Below are 19180 nucleotides of genomic sequence, written 5' to 3'. Positions count from 1 at the left end.
AAAACCTATGACGTGTAGGATCGGGGTATGGCCCGAGCACCTCTGAACGAGAACGTGATCGTCGGCGCCGCCGCCGGTCTCGCCGATACGGCGGGGCTGGCGGCGGTGACGTTGTCGGAGGTGGCACGGACCCTCTCCGTCCGGACGCCGAGCCTGTACGGCCACGTCCGCGACCTCGCCGCGCTGCGGGACGGCCTCACGATCCTGGCGCTGGGCGAGCTGGCCGATCGGGTCGGCGAGGCGATCGCGGGTCGGGCCGGTCTCGATGCCCTGCGCGGGCTCTGCGAGGCCCACCGCGGCTACGCGCGGGAGCACCCCGGCCGGTGGGAGGCGCTGCAGCGCCGGGCCGGCGTCGCGGTGGTCCGCAGTGATGCGGCCGTCCATGCCGGTCGCGGCATGCTCGCCGTCCTGCGCGGGTACGACATCGAGGAGGGCGACCAGGTGCACGCGGTCCGCGTGGTCGCCGCCGCGATCAACGGCTTCGTCGAGCTCGAGCACGTCGGGAGCTTCGCGCACAGCGAGCCGCCCGCCGACGACAGCTGGAACGTCCTGATCCTCCAGCTCGACGCCCTGCTGCGCCGATGGAACCGCACGACCGCGGGAGGGGCCGCATGATCGACGTCGCCCTCACCCCCGACCTCCTGCACGGCGGTGCGGAGACGGAGCAGCGCGAGAGCGGCATCCTGCTCCACCGTCTCCCGCAGCCCTACCGCTCGCGCGAGGCGGACGATCAGCTCCGTCTCATGGAGGTGCAGCCGTCGGGCGTCCGCCTCAGCCTTCGCACGGCGGCGACCGTCGTCGAGCTCGCGCTGCGCGCCACCCGCGTCGCCTATCGAGGGTTCGCGCGGGCGCGGGGTGCCGTCGACGTGACCGTCGACCATCGGCTCGTCGCGTCGATCCCCCTCATCGCCGGCGATCTCCTCGAGCTCGACCTCGCCGCGGGCACGCGCACGTCCGTGCCGGGCGAGCCCGACGTGATCCGCTGCGACGGCCTGCCGCCGGGGGACAAGCTCGTGGAGATCTGGCTGCCCCACAACGAGCAGGTCGAGCTCGTGTCGTTGCGGGCGGACGCGCCGGTCCATGCCGAGCGGGACATGCGTCCGGTATGGCTGCACCACGGCAGCTCGATCAGTCAGGGATCCAACGCCGCAACGCCCACCGGGATCTGGCCCGTGATCGCGGCCGAGCGCAGCGGCATCCATCTCCGCAACCTGGGTTTCGGGGGCAGCGCGTTCGCCGACCCCTTCGTGGCGCGCGTGATGCGCGACACCCCGGCCGACCTCCTCAGCGTCAAGGTGGGCATCAACGTCGTGAACCTGGATGCCATGCGCTTGCGCGCGTTCGTCCCGGCGGTCCACGGGTTCCTCGACACTGTGCGCGACGGGCATCCCGAGGCGCCGCTCCTGCTGATCTCGCCGCTGCATGCCGCCATCCACGAGGACACCCCGGGTCCGGGTGCCGTCGACCCCGAGGGCTTCGCGGACGGGGTGATCCGCTTCCGCGCGACCGGACAGCCGGGGGACACCGCCCTCGGCCGGCTGACGCTCCAGGTGGTGCGGGAGGCTCTGGCGACGATCGCGGCGGACCGGGCCGACGACCCTCACCTGCACGTCCTCGACGGGCTGAGCCTCTATGGACCGGAGGATGCAGACCGAATGCCGCTCCCCGACGGGCTGCATCCGGACGCGCAGACGCACGCGATGATCGGCGAGCGGTTCGCCGCGCGGGTGTTCGCCGCGGGCGGCCCGTTCGCCATGGCCGCCGCGTCGACGAGCGGCTGACGGCGGCGGACCGCCGCCGGCCCGGGTCAGCCGCGCGCGTCCGTCTTCATCGTCGGGCAGTCGCCACCCGGCGATGTCGCGCGTTCGAAGTGCCAGGACTCGTTCGCGTAGGTGCGGCACAGGCCCCAGCCCTGGCCGTACGCCTCCAACCATTCCTGCGCGTCGAGGTTGCCGATGTCGACGGCCCGGCCGGTCACGTGGCTGGACGCGTCGGCCTCGGCGACGATCTCACGCGCCGCCTCCTCGGACCCCAGCGTCGCGATGGCGTCGGTCATCAGCCAGCGCTGATACGCCTCGCTCCGCCATCCGCTGGTGATCTGGAAGCGGATGCCGTCGTCCGCGGCCATCGCCTGCGCCTCGGTCAGCGCGCGACGGAGATCGGGGTCGAGGCGGACGATCGCGGGCGCGGACGTGTTCGAGATCGTCAGCGGTAGCCCGTCGTCCACGAGACCGTCGGCGACCGTGGGCGAGAAGTCGGCCCCGACGACGCCCTCGTCCGGGACGACGACGTCCGGCGCGGGTGCGGCGGACACCGACACGGGCATCGCGCTGAGCGCCAGCGTGCCGCCGAACAGGAGCGCGCCCGCGGCGCCGAGCAGCACGAGGGCACGACGCCGACGAGTGGGACCGGGAAGGGATGCCTCGACCATGGCTCCAGTGCACGCGCGCCCGCGTTGCGAGGGCGTATGCGCGACGGGATACGTCGCCGATATCACCCTCTGACGCACGGTGACGGGCGGAGGCGCGGATGCCGTTCCCGATGGCCGTCGCGGGGATGCACCGACGTCGCGATGGTGCCGCGCCCGTCCTCAGTACAGCGCGGGCGGCAGGCCGGAGGCGGCGATGTCGGCCGCAGCCGCACGCAGCTCGCGGAGGACGGCGTCGGTGTCGGCGGCCTCGACGCGCACGGTCGGGCCGCCGAGCGCCAGCGCGACGGGGATCCTCGGCGCGTGCCTGGCGGCCGCACCGAGGGGGATCGCGATCCCGCTATTGCCGGTCTCGCGCCCTCCGTGGGAGACCGCGTGCCCCGTCTGGACGACGTGGTCGACATCGCGCCCCAGGTCCGCCGCCGAGACCCGGCCCTCGGAGGCCGCGGCCACCGCTCCGATGAGGTCGCGACGGGCGGCGGCCGGCTCGGAGGCGAGCAGCACCATCGCGGCTGCCCCTCCCCACAGCGGCAGCTCATCGCCGACGCGCACGACATGACGTAGCGTGTGTCGACTCTGCGCCTGCCCGATGACGGTCCGGGACAGCCCGCGGCGCACGTACAGGCTGACGGTCTCGCCGGTGGCATCCGATGCCGCCCGCAGACGGTCCGTCGTCGCGTCCGGCAGGGTCCAGGACGCCGCCGCCAGGGCCCCCCAGCGGACGAGACGCGGACCGGCGCGGAGGAGTCCGTGCGGGTCCGAGGTGAGCATGCCCTCGTCGACGAGGGTCTCGACCATCCGGATGGTCGTCGTCCGGGGCAGCCCCACGCGTCGCGCCAGAGCCGCGATCGACAGTGCGGTGGTCTCGGAGTTGAAGGCGTCGATGACGGCCAAGGCCCTGCTGACGGCGCGCACGCCGCCCTCGGGGCGGGGGGTGCGGGTTCCGGAATCCGTGTCGCTCATGTCGATCCCCCTCACCGTAGCCAGTTGTCGTGCCGCGCGAGGACTGCTACCGTCTAGCGGACATCCTAGTCCGCCTGGCGGACAGTTCACGAAGGTGTGAGATGAAATCCAGAACAGTCGTCGCTCGGACGATCGGCATCGCGGTCACCGCGGTGCTCGTGTCCTTCGCCGTGGTCAACGCCAGCGGCGCCTCCGGTGAAGCGACCCCCGACAGCAACCTGACCTTCACGGTCCCGGCGGCGCCCGGCGGCGGGTGGGACCTCGCCGCGCGAGAGGCGCAGCAGGCGATGCGGGTGGAGGGTCTGTCCGGCAACGTGCAGGTCGTGAACGTCCCCGGCGCCGGCGGCACGATCGGTCTGTCGCAGTTCGTCTCGGTGCCGGGCGACCCGACGGCGCTGATGCTGACGGGTACGGTGATGGAGGGGGCCATCATCACCAACGGCTCCTCGGCGACGCTCGCCGACACCACCCCCATCGCCCGCCTGGCCAACGACTACGAGGTCGTCATCGTGCCCGCGGACTCGCCGTTCCAGACGCTGCAGGAGTTCATCGAGGCGTGGCGCGCCGATCCGCACGGGATGGCCGTCGGCGGCGGCGGCATCGGCGGCACCGATCAGCTCCTCGCGGGGCTGCTGATGCAGGCGACCCACATCGACCCCGCCGAGCTGAACTACATCGCCTACTCCGGCGGCGGCGAGGTCCTCACATCGCTGCTCTCCCGCACGGTCGACGTCGGCATCAGCGGGTACAACGAGTTCTCTGACCAGATCGAGGCGGGGAACCTGCGCGCCCTCGGGCTGTCCGCGCAGGAGCCGATCGACGGCATCGACGTGCCGACCTTCATCGAGCAGGGCATCGACGTGGAGCTGCCGAACTGGCGCGGTGTCGTGGCCGCGCCGGGGCTGTCCGAGGCCGAGCGTGACGCCCTCGTCGACATCGTGACCCGCCTGTCCGAGTCGGACGCCTGGCAGGACACGCTCCGCCGCAACTCCTGGACGGACTCGTTCTTGGCCGGCGACGACTTCGCCGCCTTCCTCGAGGAGGACCAGGCCCGTATCGCCGACATCATCGAGGAGCTCGGACTGTGATCACCACCACCTCCGCCCGTCCGGCGTCCGCGTGGCTGACGCGACGGACCGGGCTCGTCGTCCCCGTCATCCTCGTCGCCGTCAGCGTCGCGCTGTTGATCGGCTCGGCGACCATGGTCGTCCCGACGACGGCGGCACCGCCCGGACCGCGCGTCTTCCCGCTCATCATCGCGGTCGGCACCCTCGTCGTCGCGGTTCTGCTCGCGATCGACCTCATCCGCAATCCGGAGCCGCAATACACCCGCATCCAGGCGGGAGCCCGCGGCATCGACGACGGTCGCACCGAGACCGTCCCCGCGCTCGGCGCGGCGGGGCTCGACGAGATCGCCATCGACGGGGACGAGAGCACGCCGCTGCGTCCCCGCAGCAACGTCCGCGCGCTCCTCGGTGCGCTCGGCACGATCGTCGTCTTCATCGCCGCTCTCCAGCCCCTGGGGTGGCTCATCTCCGCGGCCTTCGCGTTCTGGGGGGTGTCGCGGGCGCTCGGCAGCCGGCGTCCCGTCTTCGACGTGTTCGTGGGCTTCGGTCTCTCGGCCGCCGTGCAGCTGGCGTTCTCCGCGGGCCTCGGCCTGCATCTGCCCCCGGGCATCCTGGAAGGGGTCCTGTCGTGGATTCGTTGACCAACCTGGGGGAGGGCTTTCTCACGATCCTCACCCCGGAGAACATGCTGTGGGTCGTCGTCGGCGCGCTCCTCGGCACCGCGGTGGGAGTCCTGCCCGGCCTGGGCTCCGCCATGGCCGTCGCGCTCCTGCTCCCCGTCACCTTCAGCCTCGACCCGATCGGCGCGTTCGTCATGTTCGCCGGCATCCTGTTCGGCGGGCTCTTCGGCGACAGCATCAGCGGCATCCTGATGAACACCCCCGGCAACTCGACGGCGATCGCCGGCTCCATCGAGGGCCACAAGATGGCGCTGTCGGGCCGCGCAGCCCAAGCACTGGCGACCTCGGCGATCGGCGCGTTCATCGGCGGCATCATCGCGTCGGTGCTCGTGGTCTTCTTCGCCCCGACGCTGGCGAGCCTGGCGACGCTGTTCGGGCCGGCGGAATACTTCGCCCTCGCCCTGTTCGCGTTCATCGCGATCTCCGCGGTCGTGTCGGACTCGCCGCTGCGCGGCCTGGCCGCGCTCGCGATCGGCCTGGCCATCGCGGTCGTCGGCGTCGAACCCATCGCCGGTGCGACGCGCTTCACCGGCGGCGTGCCGGAGCTGGCAGACGGCATCGACATCGTCGTCGTGACGGTGGGGCTGCTCGCCCTCGGCGAGGTGTTCCACATGGCGAGCAAACGCGGCCGCGTCGACGACTACGCCGTCATCCAGACGCGCGGGCGTCCGTGGCTGTCGAAGGACGAGTTCCGCGACGCGCTGCCAGCATGGCTGCGGGGGACGACGATCGGCCTCCCCTTCGGCATCATCCCCGTCGGCGGGTCCGAGATCCCCACGTTCCTCTCCTACGGCGCCGAACGCCGCCTGGACGCCCGTCGCAAGAACCCGATGTTCGGGAAGGGCGCCATCCGGGGTGTCGCCGGACCGGAGGCATCCGGAAACGCCACTGCCGGAACCGCCATGGGCGCGCTGCTGGCCCTCGGACTGCCGACCTCGGCGACCGCCGCGATCCTGCTGGCCGCCTTCCGGCAGTACGGTCTGCAGCCGGGACCGCTGCTGTTCGAGCGGGCTCCCGAGCTCGTCTGGGCCCTGCTGGCCAGCTTCTTCGTCGGCATGGTGGTGCTGCTCATCCTCAACCTGCCGTTCGCCCCGCTCTGGGCGAAGCTCCTCAAGGTTCCCCGTCACTACCTCTACGCCGGCATCACGGTCTTCGCGCTGCTCGGGGTCTACGCCACGAGCGCGAAGGTCCTCGATCTGGTCATCATGACCCTCGTCGGTCTGCTGGCCTTCGCGATGCGCCGCTACGGCCTCCCGCTCGCACCGCTCATCATCGGCGTCATCCTCGGGCCCCTGGCCGAGACGGAGTTCCGACGTGCGTTGGCGGTGTCGGAGGGGGATGCCACGGTCTTCGTCAGCAGCCCGATCACGATCACCCTCTACACGGTGCTCGCGACCGCCATCGCGCTGGTCGCTGTCGGACGCCTGCGGCGCCGCTCCCGTGAGCGTCGGAGCGAGTCCGAGCGGGTCTCGGCATGACGGCGGCGCCGGCGAGCCTGCTGCAGGGGATCCGCGTCATCGACATGACGAACGTGCTGGCCGGGCCATATGCCGGGTATCAGCTGGCCCTCCTGGGGGCCGACGTGATCAAGGTCGAGGTGCCCGGGGCCGGGGACCTCGCTCGCAACCTCGGGACCGATGCGCAGCTGAACGCCGACGGGCTCGGCATCTCGTTCCTCGCCCAGAACGCGCAGAAGCGCTCGGTCACCGTCAACCTCAAGACCCCCGGCGGGCGGAAGGTGTTCGAAGACCTCCTGCGCACCGCGGACGTCCTGATCGAGAACTTCCGCCCGGGCGTCTTGACCCGTCTGGGCTTCTCGCCGGAGCGCGTGAGGGAGATCGCCCCGCAGCTGGTCCTGTGCGCCATCTCGGGATTCGGGCAGGACGGACCCCGCAAGGACGCCCCCGCGTACGACCAGATCATCCAGGGGGCCTCCGGGATGATGGACGTCACCGGCCACCCGGACGGGGAGTCCCTGCGCGCGGGCTACCCGATCGCGGACACCCTCGGCGGGCTCGCGGCGGCGTTCGCCATCAGCTCGGCGCTGGTCGGCCGTGCGCGGACGGGCACGGGATGCGTCATCGACGTGTCGATGCTCGAGACCGCGGTCACGGCCCTGGGCTGGGTCGTCTCGAACCATCTGGTCGGCGGCGCGGAGCCCGCACGTCTCGGCAACGAGAACGGGACGGCAGCCCCGTCCGGGACGTTCCAGACGGCGGAAGGGCAGCTGAACATCGCGGCGAACAAGCAGGAGCAGTTCGAGACCCTGTGCACCGCGCTCGGCCGCGAGGATCTCGTCGGCGACCCGCGGTTCGCGCACCGGGAGGACCGGAAGCGGCACCGGGCGGAGCTGACCGTCGAGCTGGAGGGCGTGCTGCGCGCACGCCCCGCCCGCGAATGGGAGGAGATCCTCTCCGCCCGCAACGTCCCGGCCGGTGCGGTGCTCACGGTGCCGCAGATGCTCGCGAGTCCGCAGATCCTCGCCCGCGAGCTCGTCCACGAGCTGCCGTTCCCGGGAGCCGACCAAGGCCGGGGACCGTTGCGCGTCCTCGGTCATGGCATCCATGTCGACGGTCGCGCGCACGGACCCGTCGTCGCCCCGCCCACACTCGGAGAGCACACGGACCGGCTCCTCGCCGAGCTGGGCTACTCGAGCCCCGAGATCGACCGTCTGCACCGCGAAGGAGACGTATGACCGAGCCCACCGTCGCCGACACCACCGCCTGGTGGTCGACCGGCGTCACCCGGATCGCCCCCGGCGAGATCTCTCTCCGCGGGTATCCCGTGCAGGAGCTCATCGGACAGGTCGATTTCGTCAGCACGATCTGGCTCATGGTGCGCGGGGAGCTGCCGGACCCGCGCCAGGCGCGGCTTCTCGAGACGGCCCTCGTGGCGAGCGTCGACCACGGGCCGCAGGCGCCGTCGATCGCCAGCGCGCGGATGGCCATCACGTGCGGGGTCGGCATCAACTCCGCGATGGCCAACGGCATCAACACGCTGGGGGACGTGCACGGCGGGGCCGGGCAGCAGTGCGTCGCCCTGCTGACGGAGATGCGCGCCACGGTGGCGCGCGAGTCCCGCGAGGTCGACGACGTGGCGGCGCAGGCCGTCGCCGACCACCGGGCCCGTCGTGCGTTCGTCCCGGGGTTCGGCCACCGGTTCCATCCCGTGGACCCGCGTCGAGACGTGATCCTGGCGCACGTCGAGCGGGCGGTCGCCGACGGGCTCATCGGCGGGGAGTATCTCGTCCTCGGCCGCGCCCTGGAGCGGCAGCTCGCCGCAGGAACCGGACGCGCCGTGCCGATGAACATCGACGGCATCAGCGCCATCGTCTACGCCGAGCTCGGCTTCGAGCCCGAACTGGCCCGAGGCCTTTTCGTCCTCGCGAGGTCCGTCGGGATCCTCGCCCACGCCTGGGAGGAGCGGAACACGGGCCGCCGCATCAAGGGGCCACTCCCGCCGCCGCTGCTCGCGGACTACACCGGCCCTACGGACCGCCCGCTGGCCGGGATCGGAGACGCTCCCTAGACAACCGGCGCGGGCACGCTGGGAGATGCATCAGCGTTGACACCATGAGTTTGAGAACGATTATCAGTCACGTTACTCTCGTCGCATGACCCGTCGACTCCTCGCCCCCGCGGCCCTCGGTGCCGTGTCCGTCCTCGCGCTCGCCGGCTGCGCCGGCGGCACCACGGCGGGGGATGCGGACGCGACGTCGACGCCCGCGGCCGACGCGCTGACGGTCGTCGCCTCCACCAACGTCTACGGGCAGATCGTGTCCGAGATCGGCGGCGACCACGTCGACGTCACGTCGATCGTCAGCTCCTCTGCGCAGGACCCGCACTCGTACGAGCCGAGCGCCCAAGATCAGCTCACGATCAGCGAGGCCGACCTCATCATCGAGAACGGCGGCGGCTACGACTCGTTCATCGACGCCCTGATCGAGTCGAGCGGCTCCTCCGCGCCGGTCATCACCGCGGCGGAGTACAGCCACGACTTCCCGGGCGCTGAGTCCCACGACGAGGCCCACGCCGACGAGACGGCCTCCCCCGCGCCGACGGAGTCCGAGGAGGACCACGCCCACGAGGGCGAGGACCACGCCCATGAGGAGGGCGACGGCCACGACCACATCGAGGGCTTCAACGAGCACGTCTGGTACGACCCGCACACGATGGAGGACCTCGCCGAGGGCATCGCGGCGGAGCTGAGCGAGCTGGCGCCCGAGCACGCCGCCGACTTCGAGGCCAACGCCACGGCGTTCGTCGGCGAGATCGGGGGTCTCGAGGACTCTCTCGCCGAGATCGAGGCCGCCGACGCCGGCGCCGGGGTCTTCGTGACCGAGCCCGTCCCCGTCTACCTCATCGAGGCGGCCGGTCTCGAGAACGTGACGCCGTCCGAGTTCAGCGAGTCCGTCGAGGAGGGTCAGGACGTGCCGCCGGCCACGCTCCTCGAGGCGATGCAGCTGATCGACTCGGGTGACGTGCGCGTGGTCATCGTCAACCCGCAGACGGGCGGCGCGGAGACGACCCAGGTCGTCGGCGAGGCCGATGGCAAGGGCGTCCCGGTCATCGAGTTCGCGGAGACGCTCCCCGAGGGTCAGACTTACATCTCGTGGATGCAGGAGAACATCGCGGCGCTCGCCGGGGCGCTCGGCGAGTGACGCCGGGGGCCTCGCCCCTGCGCATCCGCGACGCCTCGCTGCGGCGCGGCGGACGTGAGCTGTGGTCGGGGCTCGACCTCGAGGTGCAGCCGGGGGAGTTCGTGGCCGTGCTCGGTCCGAGCGGATCGGGCAAGACGACCCTCCTCCGCGCCATCCTCGGCCTGGAGCGGGTCAGCGGCGGGAGCATCGAGGCCCTCGGGTCGCCGGTGCGCCGCGCGGGCAACCGCCGCATCGGCTACATCCCGCAGCAGCGACCGCTCCCGCGCGAGACCCCGCTCCGCGGACGCGACCTCGTCGGTCTCGGCGTCGACGGCCACCGGTTCGGGCTGCCGCTGGCCCGCCGGGCCGACCGCGCACGCATCGACGAGCTCCTCGACGCCGTCGGCGCCCGCGAATTCGCGGACCGCCCGGTGGGTCTGCTCTCGGGCGGCGAGCAGCAGCGGCTCCGCGTCGGTCAGGCGCTCGCGGACGACCCGCCCCTGCTGCTCTGCGACGAGCCCCTCACGAGCCTCGACCTCGCGAACCAGCGGGCGGTCGTGCGGCTCATCGACCGTCATCGACGGGAGCGGGATGCCGCCGTCCTCCTCGTGACGCACGACATCAATCCCGTGCTGGACCAGGTCGACCGCATCCTCTACATCGCCAACGGGCGGTTCACGTTGGGGACGCCGGACGAGGTCCTCACCTCGGAGACCCTGAGCGCGCTCTACGGGGCGCCCGTCTTCGTCCTCCGCGCCGGCGATCGGCTGGTCGTCGTCGGCGCCCCGGACGCGGAGGACACCCACCACCACCATCACGAGGACGACGAATGAACTGGGCGGACGTCGGCGATGCGCTCTTCGGCGGGGTGAGTCAGTACGGGGCCATCCTCGGACTGGTGCAGAACTCCGTCATCGCGGGGGCGGTGCTGGGGCTCGTCGGGGGTCTCATCGGCGTCTTCGTGATGCAGCGCGACATGGCGTTCGCGGTGCACGGCATCAGCGAGCTGTCGTTCGCGGGTGCCGCCGCGGCCCTGCTCATCGGCGTCGACGTCGTCACGGGCTCGATCGTCGGCTCGCTCATCGCCGCGGCCATCATCGGTCTCCTCGGCGCCCGCGCGCGCGACCGCAACTCGATCATCGGCGTGCTGATGCCGTTCGGCCTCGGCCTCGGCATCCTGTTCCTCTCGCTCTACGACGGGCGGAGCGCGAGCCGGTTCAGCCTGCTCACGGGCCAGATCGTCTCGGTCCAGAGCGCTCAGCTCGGCTGGCTGATCGCGATCGGCACCGCCGTGCTCATCGCCCTGCTGCTGGTGTGGCGACCCCTGCGGTTCGACTCCCTCGATCCGCAGTCCGCCGCGGCGCGCGGCGTCCCCACGACCGCCGTGTCGCTCGTCTTCATGCTCCTGCTCGGACTCGTCGTCGCGGTGGCGGTGCACATCATCGGGGCCCTGCTCGTCATGGCGCTGCTGGTCACCCCGGCCGCGGCCGCGATGCGGGTGGCATCCGGTCCCCTCGCCGTCCCGGTGCTGGCCGCCTTGTTCGGCTTCGTCTCGGCGGTCGGCGGCATCCTGCTGGCCGTCGCCGGCACGCTGCCCGTCAGCCCCTACATCACGACGATCTCGTTCGCGATCTACCTCGTCTGCCGCCTCGTCGGCGCCCGCCGCGACCGGGTGACCCGCGCCGTCTGACGACGCCGGTGGCGAAGACGGCTGCGCCTCCGGCGAACTCCCGGACCGTCCCAGCCGTTTCCGAACTCGCGTCGATAGAATCGCCGCCATGGTCCAGCGCAACACGTGGCAGCGCGAACGCGTGCGAGAAGCCCTCGCCGACGCGCGCGGCTTCGTCAGCGCCCAGGCGCTGCACGCCACCCTGCGCGACGACAACACCGGCATCGGCCTCGCCACGGTGTACCGCACGCTCGCGGGGCTGGCCGCCCAGGGCGACGCGGACTCGCTGCAGAGCCCCGAGGGCGAGAACCTCTTCCGCGCCTGCGAGACGCGCGGTCACCACCACCACCTGATCTGCCGTTCGTGCGGCGTGGCCGTCGAGATCGAGGCCCACGACGTCGAGGAGTGGGCGCAGCGCACCGCCGCGCAGCACGGCTTCTCGGAGGCCGAGCACGTCGTCGACATCTTCGGGATCTGCGCCTCCTGCGCCGCGAACCGCGCCCGTGAGCGTGGCGACGACTAGTCGCACCGCCGCGCCGCCGCCCACCCGGAGCGGCGCCCCCCGCACCCTCGTCGCGCTCGGCCTGGGTGTCGTCGTGGTCGCCGCGCTCTTCGCGATCGACGCCTTCGCGCCGTCCCTCTTCGGCGCCTCGCTGCCCACGCGCGCCCAGGACGGCCTGACGCTCACCCTCAGCGTCCTCATCGAGTCGCTGCCGTTCGTCGTGCTCGGCGTCATCCTCTCGATCATCGTCCAGGTGTGGGTCCCGCCGGGGGCGATCGAACGATGGATGCCGCGCACTCCCTGGGCCCGCCGGGCAGTGCTGTCCCTGCTGGGCATGTTCATCCCCGTCTGCGAGTGCGGCAACGTGCCTTTCGCGCGGGGTCTGATGATGCGCGGGTTCGGCGTCTCGGACACCCTGACGTTCCTGGTCGCCGCGCCGATCGTGAACCCCATCGTCATCATCAGCACGCACGCGGCGTTCGGGTTCAGCGACGGCATCCTGGTGGCGCGTCTCGTCGGCGGCTACCTCGTCGCCAACCTCATCGGCTGGTTGTACAGCCGCCACCCTTCGCCGGACGCCCTGCTCACCGAGCGCTTCCTCGCGACCTGCGAGATCGTCGTGCAGGAGCGGGGCGGCCGCGGGCGCCGGACGCTCGCGCAGTTCGTCGTCGAGCTCCGCTCGGTGATGCCGGCGCTCATCATCGGCTCCGTCCTCGCGGGCGCGGTGCAGGTGCTCGTTCCGCGCAGCGCGCTGCTCGCCATCGGCTCCGATCCCGCCCTGTCCATCGCGGCCATGATGATCCTCGCGATCGTCGTGTCGCTCTGCTCGAACGTCGACTCCTTCTTCGCGCTCTCCTTCGCCTCGACGTTCACTCCCGGCTCGATCGTGGCGTTCCTCGTCGTCGGTCCCATCGTCGACATCAAGATGCTCGCGCTGCTGCGCACCACCTTCACCGCGCGGGTGCTCGTGGGGCTGACCGTCGTCGTGCTCCTCTCCGCCTTCGCTCTCGGAACGGTGGTGAACCTCCTTGTCTAGATCAGCCGCTCTCGCGACCCGCTGGCTCGGTGTCGGCCTGTCCTCCTGCCTGGCGATCACGACGATCGTGCTGTGGGCGACCGGTCGCATCGCGCTCTACGTCAACCCCGACTCGGCCTGGTTCGCGGTCGGCATGGCCGTCGTCGCCGTCGTGGGCGCGGTCGCGACCTTCGCGCTCCCGCTCGGGGCGGAGGCGGACCACGGGCACGACCACGAGCACGGTCACGCCCCCGCCGAGGCCCGCGCCCGCCGAGAGGCCTTCGCGCACGCCGACCACGTCCACAGCGACCCGTCCGATGCGCACGACCACGACGTGCACGAGCGGCTGGCGGCGCGTCCGCGCCTCACGCCGGCGGGGATCGCGGCCTTCTCCGGCGGCGTCCTCGCCACGGGGGCGGTGGTCCTGGTGCTCCTGACACCTGCGACGTCGCTGTCCGCCGAGCTGGCGATCTCGCGCGACGTCGGGGCGCCGCCGCTGTTCGCCGGGTCCGACATCGTCACCCTCGCCGCGTCCGGCGACACGTCGGAGTTCGGCATCGGCGACTGGTCCGCCGTGTTCGCCACGTCCACCAACCCCGAGACGTTCGACGGCAAGCCGGTCACGCTCACGGGATTCATCACGCCCGGGCAGGACGGGGCCGCGTTCGACCTGACCCGCCTCGTCATCACGCACTGCGTCATCGACGCGCAGACCGCCACGCTGCCGATCGACGCGCAAGTCTCGGCCCCCTCCACCGGGCAGTGGGTCACCGTGACGGGCACCGTCCGGTCCACCGGCGACGGCGGCCTCGAGGTGCGCGCCGACGACGTCGCCATGATCGACGAGCCCGCGGACCCGTATGAGTACTGACTCCCGACGCGTCAGAGCGCGTCGCCGCCGCAGCCGCGGCTTCCTCGTGGCCTTCGCCGCGGTCGTCGGCGTGCTGCTGCTCGTCGGCGGCGTGGGCGGTGTCGTCGCGGTCGCGCAGGGCCCCCGCGTCACAGACGTGCAGGTGGATCCCGAGGCCGCCGTGTCCGCGTCGGGGGCGCGGCTCATCCTGACCACGACGCAGTCCCTGGCCGAGGTGGACCCCTCGCAGGTCGAGGTCGAGCCGGCCACGCCGTTCACCGTCGACACCTCGGGCCGCAACGTCGGGATCCGTTTCACGCTGCCGTTGAGCGACGCGAGCGACTACCGCGTCACCGTCCACGACGTCCGGGGGCTGGGCGCGGGTCCGGCGTCGACCCTGACGGAGACCTTCACGACTCCCCCGCTGCAGGCCTTCCTCCTGCAGCGAGGCCGCGCCGACGGCGACACGATCTTCCGGACCGACCTGCAGGGCGAGGCGGGGGTCGCGGTGTTCACACACGACCACATCGAGGACTTCCGCGCGACGGCCAACCACCTCGTGATCTCGGTCCGCGAGGACGACGAGGCGAAGATCCTCATCACCGATCGCGACGGCGGCCAGGCGCGCGAGCTGGCGCTGCCGGGACCGGGGTTCGTCTCCAACCTGCAGTCGGCGGACCGGGGAGAACGCATCGGCTTCACCTTCTCGGACGCCGACCTCGGATCCGCGGGCGGACGGGAGAGCCGCCTGTTCACCGCGTCCGCCGCGGACACCGCCGATCCCGTCGAGGTGGGGCTGACGGGCGGCGACGTCCGCGTCGCCGACTGGCGCTTCGTCCCGGACACCGACAGCATGCTCGTCCTCACCTTCGACTCCCGACTGCTGCTCACGGACGCGCAGGGCGGCAACGCGGCCCCCCTGGGCAGTGCGGTGGCGATCGACGGCATCGCCCGCGGATCGTCGGTGGCGGTGGTCGAGCGCCTGGAAGGCATCCGTCAGATCGACCTGACCGACGGATCGGAGAGCGCGCTGGTCGAGGCGGTGGACGCCCCCGGCCTCCCCGGGCGCGCGACACCCGTGCCCGGGACCGGCGCGGGGACGATCCGGTCCTTCGCCGACATCGCCGAGGACGGGCGCTTCCAGTCCACGATCGTCGCCCACGTGGATGATGCGGGGGCGACGCGCACGCTCCTCGACGTGCCCGGGACCGACACCGTGCTGCAGACGTGCGTGTCTCCGAGCGGGCGGTATGCAGCGGTCCTCGTGGCTCCGCAGGCGGTCGACAACCCCTTCGACCGGTATCAGCTGCCGCTGCCGGAGCGACTGCTCACCCATCTCGTCGAGATCGACACGGGCGAGGAGCTCGTCGCGCTCCAGGGCTTCGACCTTTCGTGGTGCCAGGTGCCGCCCGGATGACCCGTCCGGCCACGCGCGCCGACCTCGCGGGGCTGCCCGTCGAAGTGGCACCGCTCCTGCTCGGCGCGGAGCTGCAGACGGAGGTGTCGGGGGAGCGCGTCGTGGTGCGCATCTCCGAGGTCGAGGCCTACCACGGACGCGGCACCGGCGACCGGCCCGACCCCGGGTCGCACGCGCGCAGCGGCCCGACCGCGCGCAACGCCACCATGTGGGGCGAGCCCGGACACCTCTACGTCTATCTGAGCCATGGCATCCATTCGTGCGTCAACGTCGTGTGCGGCCCGGCGGGGGTCGCGGGCGGAATCCTGCTCCGCGGCGGCGAGATCGTGGAGGGCGCCGACGTCGCCGAGCGGCGCCGACTCGAACGTCGTGGCACGGTCCGGACGCCGCGGGACCTCGCCCGCGGGCCCGGCCGCCTCGGGGACGCCGTGGGCCTGCGGTACCCGCGGCACGACGGCATCGACGCGGTCGGGGGAGGCGAGCTCGCCGGCGCGCGTGCGCGGCTCCTCCTGCCCGACGTGCCGATGCGCGACGTGGCGACCGGCCCGCGGGTCGGCGTGGCGGGCGAGGCGGGGACGGGTGCCTTCCCGTGGCGGTTCTGGATCCCGGGCGACCCCACGGTCTCGGCGTTCCGCTGGGGCCGGGGAGCGGCGGAGGCGGCGGCCCGTCAAGCCGACACGCCGCCCGTGCTAGACTGACCGCTTGTCTGCGCGCACTCCAGCACGCAGTACGTACCCCTTCATCCGATCCCGGCCTCGTGCTGTGCCCGGACGGGGTGCAGACAAGGGATCTTGGGTGGCACCGTCCGGTGTCACGGTACAGAAGGAGACATCACCATGGCAGCAGTGTGCCAGGTGACTGGAGCGGTTCCCGGCTTCGGTCACAACATCTCGCACTCGCACCGCCGGACGAAGCGCCGCTTCGACCCGAACGTGCAGAAGAAGACCTACTTCGTTCCGTCGCTGGGTCGCAACATCAAGCTCAACGTCTCGGCGAAGGGCATCAAGGTCATCGACGCTCGCGGCATCGAGTCCGTCGTCCGTGACCTGCAGGCGAAGGGCGTGAAGCTGTAATGGCGAAGAAGGCTCAGGACGTCCGTCCGATCATCAAGCTGCGTTCGACCGCGGGCACGGGGTACACCTACGTGACGCGCAAGAACCGCCGCAACAACCCCGACCGCATCGTGCTCAAGAAGTACGACCCCGTGGTCCGCAAGCACGTCGACTTCCGAGAGGAGCGCTAAGCACATGGCCAAGAAGAGCAAGATCGCGCGCAACGAGCAGCGCAAGGTCGTCGTCGAGCGCTACGCCGCGAAGCGCGCCGAGCTGAAGAAGACCCTGGTCGACCCCAACGCGACCGACGAGGCCCGCGAGGCTGCTCGCGTCGGCCTGCAGAAGCTGCCCCGCAACGCCTCCCCGGCGCGCGTGCGCAGCCGCGACGTCATCGACGGCCGCCCCCGTGGCGTGCTGACGAAGTTCGGCGTCTCGCGTGTCCGCTTCCGCGACATGGCCCACCGTGGCGAGCTGCCCGGTGTGACCAAGTCGTCCTGGTAAGCACCTGACGTCCGAAAGGGCGGGGATCCTCGCGGGTCCCCGCCCTTTCGCATGTCCGCGCGCGCTCCCGCGCGCAACCCCCGCGCCTCATCGCGGTCCGCGCAATAGCGTCGCGGACGTGGAACTCCTGCTCGCCGCCGGTGCCGGACTGCTGTCCGGGCTCGCTCTCGTCGCCGGTGCCGCCGTGGCCTGGTTCGTGAGCGTCCCGAAGTGGCTCGTCGCGACGATCACCGCCTTCGGCGCCGGAGTACTCATCTCGGCGCTGGCCTTCGACCTCGTCGCCGAGGCCACCGAGGTCGGGACGCTGTGGTCCTCGATGGCCGGGTTCCTCGGCGGCGCCGTGCTCTACGTGGGTCTCGACGCGCTCCTCGAGCGGAGCGGTCACCGCCGCAAGCGCCGCCACGACCAGGCGGCCGCGAGCGGGACGGGCCTCGGCATCGCCCTCGGGGCGCTCCTCGACGGCATCCCGGAGACCGCCGTCCAGGGCGTGCAGCTCGCCGGCGAGGGGGCGCTGCCGATCGGCGTGCTCGTCGCGGTCGTGATCTCGAACCTCCCCGAGGGGCTCTCCAGCACGGCGGACATGAAGTCCAGCGGCCGCGGCGCCGGGTACGTCTTCGGCGTCTGGGCCGTCATCGCGGCGGCCTGCACCCTCTCCGCCGTCGGCGGATACGCGCTGCTCGGCGACGCGCCGGGGGAGGTCCGCAGCGTGGTCACGGCGATCGCGGCCGGGGCGATCCTGGCGATGCTCGCCAACACCATGCTCCCCGACGCGTTCCGCCGGACCCGCACCCTCACCGGGCTCATCGCGGTGCTGGGCTTCTTCGCCAGCTACCTCGTGCACGAGCTGAGCTCCTGACATGCCGCTCGACCCGTTCTTCCGGGAACGCCTGCGCGTCCACCGCCGATACCTGTTCGACCAGGCCGTCTCCCGCATCCGCGATCGCCTGCGCGGGTTGCGGAGGACACGGGATGCCGCCCCCTCGGCGTCGCCGTCCCCCGCTGCTCCTCCATCGCGTCGCTCGACCCCCGGCGCTCCCGCATCCCCGTCGCCCGCGAGTGCGGGGCGCCCACGCGGCCGGTACCTGTCGCCGCGTGAGCGGCACCGCCGTGCCGCGCGGCGATGGGATGCCAAGGAGCTGGCGACGGTCGGTCGTCCGGGTCCGGAGATGGAGACCGAGGAGCATGTCGTCCCGGTGGCCGGGTACCCCGACGTCCGCGTGCGGCTGTACCGCCCGGCGTCCGCGCCGCATCTGGCCCCGGCCTGCCTCGTCCTGGCCGGCGGTGCCTTCCGGATCGGCGGCATCGACTTCCCGACCGTGGATGCCGCCGCCCGGCGTCGCGCGGACCGGTCCGGCGTCGTGCTGGTCGCGGTCGACTACGCCCTCGCCCCCGAGGCGCGGTACCCCGCGGCGGTGGAGCAGGCGTACGCGGCGTGGGTGTGGCTCCACGCCGAAGCGGCCGGCCTCGGTATCGACCCGGATCGCCTGGGAATTGCGGGGACGTCGGCCGGCGGCAACATCGCGGCGGCGGTCACGCTGGCCAACCGCGACCGCGACGCACTGCCGGTGCAGCTGCAGATCCTCGAGGTGCCGGTGACCGACCTGACGGGACGCCGGATCGATCTCCGGGCGACGTGGGCTCTGGGCATCCCCGCCTTCCTCGCCCTCCGGGAACTGCGGTCGGTCGCACAGACGTACCTGGGGGAATGGCGCCGTGCCCGGGAGCCGTTGGCCTCGCCGTTGCGCGCCGCCTCCCACGCGGGGCTGCCGCCGGCCATCATCCTCACGGCGGAGTACGACCCCCTCCGGGGAGACGGGGCGGCCTATGGGGCGGCCCTCCGCGCGGCGGGTGTCGAGGCGAGCGTCACCCGTTACCTCGGGGTCACCCACGACACTCCGATCTTCGTCGGGGCTCTGGAGGCCTCCCGCCGGTGGGAGGACGAGGTCGTGAGCGGCCTCAGGAGGCTCTGAGACGCTCTCGCAGCCCGAGGGGGTGCTTCCGCGGGATTACGCGGATTCTGGGCCGCGACACGCCCGGGATGCGGCGTGATTGGCCAGACCGTGGGGACGCACGTAAAGTATTACTTGTTCGCCCCACAGGGGAGAGCGGAGCGGCCGAAAGGCCCCGCGTCCTCTCAAGCGGAGAACCACCCCCGACACCCACCGAGTCGCAAGACCCAGGGTATCGGATTTCGGTCAGACGACCGGAGCCGACGACGCAGATCTCTTCGAGAGGTCCCACAGATCGGATCCACAAGGTCGGATGATCACATAAGGTAGTGAAGTTGCCTCACGGGTAGGTCGAGAGATCGTTTCTGTGGGTGCGTCCGTTCCTTGAGAACTCAACAGCGTGCACTTGTCAAATGCCAATTTATTCCTCGTCGGTCTTCGGACTGCG

At 71.9% G+C, this 19180-nt stretch carries 22 protein-coding genes; 20 read left to right on the top strand and 2 right to left on the bottom strand.

All coding sequences use genetic code 11. From position 1 onward, the window contains the following. Positions 1–27: 27 nt before the first annotated feature. Together MRBLMI1_RS13530 and MRBLMI1_RS13525 are read left to right on the top strand one after the other, a co-directional pair. The gene (locus tag MRBLMI1_RS13530) at positions 28–615 is read left to right on the top strand and encodes a TetR/AcrR family transcriptional regulator (RefSeq protein WP_367733742.1); all 588 of its coding nucleotides are present in this window, start codon (positions 28–30) and stop codon (positions 613–615) included. Then, positions 612–1781 carry a GDSL-type esterase/lipase family protein gene (locus MRBLMI1_RS13525; RefSeq protein ID WP_367733741.1) on the top strand — a complete coding sequence of 390 codons (1170 nt, stop codon included), beginning with the start codon at positions 612–614 and terminating at the stop codon, positions 1779–1781. The genes MRBLMI1_RS13530 and MRBLMI1_RS13525 overlap by 4 nt, the downstream gene beginning before the upstream one ends. A gap of 26 nt (positions 1782–1807) precedes the next feature. Here MRBLMI1_RS13525 and MRBLMI1_RS13520 read toward each other — a convergent pair whose 3' ends face one another. Both MRBLMI1_RS13520 and MRBLMI1_RS13515 read right to left on the bottom strand, forming a co-directional pair. Further along, positions 1808–2431: a M15 family metallopeptidase gene (locus tag MRBLMI1_RS13520; RefSeq protein WP_367733739.1), complete on the bottom strand. Its 624-nt coding sequence runs from the start codon at positions 2429–2431 to the stop codon at positions 1808–1810. Between the two features lie 159 nt (positions 2432–2590). After that, positions 2591–3391, bottom strand: a complete 801-nt coding sequence (locus tag MRBLMI1_RS13515) for an IclR family transcriptional regulator (RefSeq protein ID WP_367733738.1) — start codon at positions 3389–3391, stop codon at positions 2591–2593. A gap of 101 nt (positions 3392–3492) precedes the next feature. Between MRBLMI1_RS13515 and MRBLMI1_RS13510 the strand changes: the two genes are divergently transcribed. From MRBLMI1_RS13510 to MRBLMI1_RS13425, 18 genes are all read left to right on the top strand, one after another. Beyond that, positions 3493–4479, top strand: a complete 987-nt coding sequence (locus MRBLMI1_RS13510) for a Bug family tripartite tricarboxylate transporter substrate binding protein (protein WP_367733737.1) — start codon at positions 3493–3495, stop codon at positions 4477–4479. Beyond that, positions 4476–5099 carry a tripartite tricarboxylate transporter TctB family protein gene (locus tag MRBLMI1_RS13505; protein WP_367733736.1) on the top strand — a complete coding sequence of 208 codons (624 nt, stop codon included), beginning with the start codon at positions 4476–4478 and terminating at the stop codon, positions 5097–5099. Before MRBLMI1_RS13510 ends, MRBLMI1_RS13505 begins: the two co-directional genes overlap by 4 nt. Beyond that, positions 5087–6616 (top strand): tripartite tricarboxylate transporter permease, encoded by a 1530-nt coding sequence (locus MRBLMI1_RS13500; protein WP_367733735.1) that lies wholly within the window; start codon positions 5087–5089, stop codon positions 6614–6616. The genes MRBLMI1_RS13505 and MRBLMI1_RS13500 overlap by 13 nt, the downstream gene beginning before the upstream one ends. Continuing rightward, on the top strand, positions 6613–7833 hold the full coding sequence (locus MRBLMI1_RS13495) for a CaiB/BaiF CoA transferase family protein (protein WP_367733734.1): 1221 nt from the start codon (positions 6613–6615) through the stop codon (positions 7831–7833). The genes MRBLMI1_RS13500 and MRBLMI1_RS13495 overlap by 4 nt, the downstream gene beginning before the upstream one ends. Next, positions 7830–8666 (top strand): citryl-CoA lyase, encoded by an 837-nt coding sequence (locus MRBLMI1_RS13490; RefSeq protein WP_367733733.1) that lies wholly within the window; start codon positions 7830–7832, stop codon positions 8664–8666. The genes MRBLMI1_RS13495 and MRBLMI1_RS13490 overlap by 4 nt, the downstream gene beginning before the upstream one ends. A gap of 85 nt (positions 8667–8751) precedes the next feature. Further along, positions 8752–9798 carry a metal ABC transporter substrate-binding protein gene (locus MRBLMI1_RS13485; protein WP_367733731.1) on the top strand — a complete coding sequence of 349 codons (1047 nt, stop codon included), beginning with the start codon at positions 8752–8754 and terminating at the stop codon, positions 9796–9798. Further along, positions 9795–10610, top strand: a complete 816-nt coding sequence (locus MRBLMI1_RS13480; protein ID WP_367733730.1) for a metal ABC transporter ATP-binding protein — start codon at positions 9795–9797, stop codon at positions 10608–10610. Before MRBLMI1_RS13485 ends, MRBLMI1_RS13480 begins: the two co-directional genes overlap by 4 nt. Next, complete coding sequence (locus MRBLMI1_RS13475) at positions 10607–11467, top strand: metal ABC transporter permease (protein ID WP_367733728.1); 861 nt, start codon at positions 10607–10609, stop codon at positions 11465–11467. The genes MRBLMI1_RS13480 and MRBLMI1_RS13475 overlap by 4 nt, the downstream gene beginning before the upstream one ends. Before the next feature lie 88 nt (positions 11468–11555). Next, entirely contained in the window at positions 11556–11969 is a 414-nt protein-coding gene (locus MRBLMI1_RS13470) for a Fur family transcriptional regulator (RefSeq protein WP_367733726.1), read from the top strand. Continuing rightward, positions 11950–12984 carry a permease gene (locus MRBLMI1_RS13465; RefSeq protein WP_367733725.1) on the top strand — a complete coding sequence of 345 codons (1035 nt, stop codon included), beginning with the start codon at positions 11950–11952 and terminating at the stop codon, positions 12982–12984. The genes MRBLMI1_RS13470 and MRBLMI1_RS13465 overlap by 20 nt, the downstream gene beginning before the upstream one ends. Further along, positions 12977–13834 carry a DUF1980 domain-containing protein gene (locus tag MRBLMI1_RS13460; RefSeq protein WP_367733723.1) on the top strand — a complete coding sequence of 286 codons (858 nt, stop codon included), beginning with the start codon at positions 12977–12979 and terminating at the stop codon, positions 13832–13834. The genes MRBLMI1_RS13465 and MRBLMI1_RS13460 overlap by 8 nt, the downstream gene beginning before the upstream one ends. After that, on the top strand, positions 13824–15230 hold the full coding sequence (locus MRBLMI1_RS13455; RefSeq protein WP_367733722.1) for a hypothetical protein: 1407 nt from the start codon (positions 13824–13826) through the stop codon (positions 15228–15230). Before MRBLMI1_RS13460 ends, MRBLMI1_RS13455 begins: the two co-directional genes overlap by 11 nt. After that, complete coding sequence (locus MRBLMI1_RS13450) at positions 15227–15928, top strand: DNA-3-methyladenine glycosylase (RefSeq protein WP_367733721.1); 702 nt, start codon at positions 15227–15229, stop codon at positions 15926–15928. Before MRBLMI1_RS13455 ends, MRBLMI1_RS13450 begins: the two co-directional genes overlap by 4 nt. 138 nt (positions 15929–16066) lie before the next feature. After that, complete coding sequence (gene rpmB / locus MRBLMI1_RS13445; RefSeq protein ID WP_055832508.1) at positions 16067–16303, top strand: 50S ribosomal protein L28; 237 nt, start codon at positions 16067–16069, stop codon at positions 16301–16303. Then, on the top strand, positions 16303–16473 hold the full coding sequence (gene rpmG, locus MRBLMI1_RS13440) for a 50S ribosomal protein L33 (RefSeq protein ID WP_013584775.1): 171 nt from the start codon (positions 16303–16305) through the stop codon (positions 16471–16473). The genes rpmB and rpmG overlap by 1 nt, the downstream gene beginning before the upstream one ends. 4 nt (positions 16474–16477) lie before the next feature. Then, positions 16478–16783: a 30S ribosomal protein S14 gene (rpsN, locus tag MRBLMI1_RS13435; RefSeq protein WP_022878196.1), complete on the top strand. Its 306-nt coding sequence runs from the start codon at positions 16478–16480 to the stop codon at positions 16781–16783. Positions 16784–16901: 118 nt separating this feature from the next. After that, the gene (locus MRBLMI1_RS13430) at positions 16902–17639 is read left to right on the top strand and encodes a ZIP family metal transporter (RefSeq protein WP_367733717.1); all 738 of its coding nucleotides are present in this window, start codon (positions 16902–16904) and stop codon (positions 17637–17639) included. 1 nt (position 17640) lies between these two features. Continuing rightward, positions 17641–18753 carry an alpha/beta hydrolase gene (locus MRBLMI1_RS13425; protein ID WP_367733716.1) on the top strand — a complete coding sequence of 371 codons (1113 nt, stop codon included), beginning with the start codon at positions 17641–17643 and terminating at the stop codon, positions 18751–18753. Positions 18754–19180: the final 427 nt, after the last annotated feature.

The organism is Microbacterium sp. LMI1-1-1.1 (assembly GCF_040815675.1).
Lineage (GTDB): Bacteria > Actinomycetota > Actinomycetes > Actinomycetales > Microbacteriaceae > Microbacterium.
The sequence above is the reverse complement of the archived record's forward strand: the minus strand, read 5'-3'. Positions and strand labels throughout refer to the sequence as shown.